A 3004-nucleotide genomic window follows, 5' to 3' on the forward strand; every position below is an offset into this window, starting at 1 on the left:
TGATCCGGCGGCGGGAGATGGTCCTGATCCGGTGCAACACCTCGATACCGCTGAACCCCGGCAACCCGATGTCGAGCAGCACCAGGTCGATCCCGCCACCGGCCACCCACCCCACCGCCGCCTGCCCGTCGCCCACCGCGGCGACCACGGTGAAGCCCGCGACCCCCTCCACGTGGCGACTGTGCAGGCGCCGCGCCACGGGGTCGTCATCGACGATCAGGGTCCGGATGGCGCGGCCGCCCTGTCCCTCGCCCGTCATCGTCTCCTCCGCAACCGCGCGGTGACCAGCGCCCCGCCGGCCGGGGATCTGCCCACTTCGATCTCACCGTCACGATCCCGCACGATCTGCCAGACCACCGCCAGGCCGACGCCGCGGGTCGCGTGCCCGGCACCCGGGGCCTTGGTGGAGTACCCATGCTCCATCATCATCGGCAGCGCCTCGGGGTCCAACCCCGGCCCGTCATCACCCACGGCGACCTCGGTGCCGAACTCGTCCGCCAGCACCAGAACGTGGACGTGGCCCCCGGGACCCGCGGCCTCGATTGCGTTGATCACCAGATTCGCGATCAGCGAGACGTCGTCCGCCCCGAGCTCACCCGAACTCGTCGAGGTCAGGGGGTCGATCTCCAGCCGACCTCCCCGCGACCGGTACTCCGCGGCCATCTCACCCAACACCGCGCGCAGGCGCGGGTCCTCGACACCTCCGTCGCGGGTACCCGCGCCGGTGACCGGGGCGAGCTCCGCCAGATAGTCGAGCGCCGCGTCGGACTCGCCGCTCTCGACGAGCCCGTACACCGCGTGGATCCGGGTCCGGAACTCGTGTGTCTGTTCGCGGAGCGCCCTGGACAATCGTCGCTGCTCTCCCAGTTCGGCGTTCTCCGCCTCCAGCCTGCGGACCCGGCCGCCGATCGCCGCGGAGACACCGGCGGCGCCGGTCAGTCCGACCAGCACCGCCAGCAGCACCCACGGCGCCATGGCCGTGAGACTGGACCGCAGGTCGGCGGCGATCTCCGATTCCAGGACCCCCACCGATGCCGCACCCACGACGAGCCCGCCGCGGTACACCGGCACCTTGGCGCGCAGTGTCGGACCGAGGGTCCCCTCCTCGGTGCCGACGAAGGTGGCCCCCGCCAGCACGTCCGACGGGTCGGTCGAGACCGGCCGGCCGCGTTCCGCGGGCACAGGGTGGGTGATCCGGATCCCTCGCGCGTCGCTGATCACCACGTAGTCGACCCCGGACGCCTGCTGGATCAGCTCGGTCAGCGGTTGCAGCTCCTGCTCCGCGTCCCCGCTCCCGATGGCGTCCCGCACCTGGTCGAGCTCCGCGAGGCTGCGCGCGACCGCGAGGACCCGCTCGGTCGTGGCCTCGCGAACCTGCCGCTCCTGGACCCGGGCGGCGGCATAGGCCGTCAGTCCCACGCAGGTCACCACCACCGCGAACTGGATCACCACCACCACGACGAGGCGGAACCGCCGCTCGAGCAGCCACTCCGAGTATCGCGCCACCCCGCTCCTCTCCTCGTTCGTGAGCATCAATGAGCACAAAGACTAGTTGTGCCCCACATCACACGTCGCCGATCCATGCTCAGCCCATACCCCGGTGGCACTCACGCCGCCGGACATCTGGAAGGACCGTTGATGCGACACCCCCTTGCCCGCATCCTGACCGCGGTACTCGCTGTCGGGCTCACCACGGCCGCGGCGACCGACGCCAGCCGCTCCGGAGGCGGTGACAACCCCCGGACCCAACTGGCCATCATCGCACCGGCCGCCCCCGGCGGCGGATGGGACACGTTCGGCAGAGAAGCCCAGCAGGCCCTCATGACCAACGGGATCGTCAACGCGGTGCGGGTCCGCAACGTCCCGGGCGCGGCCGGCACCATCGGGCTGACCCAGTTCGTCCAGCTCGCCGGGCGTACCGATTCCCTGCTGGTCACCGGCGGAGTGATGGTGGGTGGGGTGATCCTGCAGGATTCCGACGCCACGCTCGAGGACACGACGCCGATCGCCCGGCTGGCCGACGACTACAACGTGCTGGTGGTCCCCGCGGACTCCCCGTATCAGACGCTCGAGGAGTTCCTGGCGGCGTGGCGGGAGCATCCGGGGATGGCGATCGCGGGCGGATCGCTCGGGAGCATCGACCATCTGCTCACGGGCATGCTCGCCGAGGCCGCCGGGATCGACCCGGCCCATATCAACTACATCGCCTACTCCGGGGGCGGCGAGGTCGTGAGGTCGATGATCAGCGGGTCCGCGGTCGGCGCGATCTCCGGAGCCAACGACTTCGACGCCCAGATCGAGGCGGGCGAGCTCCGCGCGCTCGGGGTCTCGTCGGCGACCCCGGTCGCGGAGCTGTCCACCCCGACCTTCATCGAGCAGGGCGTGGACGTGTCCATGTCGAACTGGCGCGGGCTGGTCGCCCCACCGGGCATCCCTGACGAGGTCAGGGACGAGCTCATCGCGATCATCGCGGAGATGCGCGAGACCGGGGAATGGCGCGACACCCTCGAGCGCAACAACTGGACCGACGAGTTCATGGCAGGTGACGAGTTCGCCCGGTTCCTCGACGCGGAGATCGCCACGACCGAAGACATCATCAGGGAGTTGGGACAATGACACTCGTAACCGACCAGGCGAGCGCGGGGGGAACGACGGCCCCGTCGGCCCCGGCCGCCCCGCCCACCGACCGTCGCCGCTGGTGGCGTCAGCGGACCGAGCTCGGGTTCGCCGCGGGCGTCCTCGCGATCGCCGCGTTCATGATCGTGCAGACCATCACCATGGACGTCCCCGAGGGAGTGGGAGCACCCGGGCCGCGGTTCTTCCCCGGCCTGGTGGCCGGCTTCCTGATCCTGACCGGCGGACTGCTGGCGATCAACGTCATCCGCACCCCCCGGCACACCGCGGCCACCTCGACCATGGGCCAGCTGTCCACCGACATGCTCGAGGACCTGGCCTCGATCGACGATCCCGTCGACTCCCCCACCACCACCGCGCCCGCGGCTGA

General features: G+C 70.9%; 4 protein-coding genes. 2 read left to right on the forward strand and 2 right to left on the reverse strand.

Features of this window, described 5'->3' with window-relative positions; all coding sequences use genetic code 11:
• A partial coding sequence (locus G6026_RS09960; protein WP_182613080.1) for a response regulator occupies positions 1-259 on the reverse strand: 259 nt, incomplete at its 3' end.
• A complete protein-coding gene (locus tag G6026_RS09965) occupies positions 256-1533 on the reverse strand; it encodes an ATP-binding protein (RefSeq protein WP_182613081.1) in 1278 nt (425 codons plus the stop codon). The genes G6026_RS09960 and G6026_RS09965, both read right to left, overlap by 4 nt.
• Positions 1534-1638: 105 nt before the next feature.
• On the opposite strand from G6026_RS09965, the gene G6026_RS09970 reads away from it, so the two are divergent.
• Positions 1639-2616, forward strand: a complete 978-nt coding sequence (locus G6026_RS09970; RefSeq protein ID WP_182613082.1) for a tripartite tricarboxylate transporter substrate-binding protein — start codon at positions 1639-1641, stop codon at positions 2614-2616.
• Positions 2613-3004: tripartite tricarboxylate transporter TctB family protein (locus G6026_RS09975; RefSeq protein ID WP_182613083.1), on the forward strand; the 392-nt coding region annotated here is incomplete at its 3' end. The genes G6026_RS09970 and G6026_RS09975, both read left to right, overlap by 4 nt.

It is taken from the genome of Dietzia sp. DQ11-38-2, assembly GCF_014145055.1.
Taxonomy (GTDB): Bacteria; Actinomycetota; Actinomycetes; order Mycobacteriales; family Mycobacteriaceae; genus Dietzia.

Excerpts from the sequence above, each read along its gene's own strand:
- G6026_RS09965 (WP_182613081.1), bottom strand. The coding sequence starts at position 1,533 with ATGCTCACGAACGAGGAGAGGAGCGGGGTGGCGCGATACTCGGAGTGG.
- G6026_RS09970 (WP_182613082.1), top strand. The coding sequence starts at position 1,639 with ATGCGACACCCCCTTGCCCGCATCCTGACCGCGGTACTCGCTGTCGGG.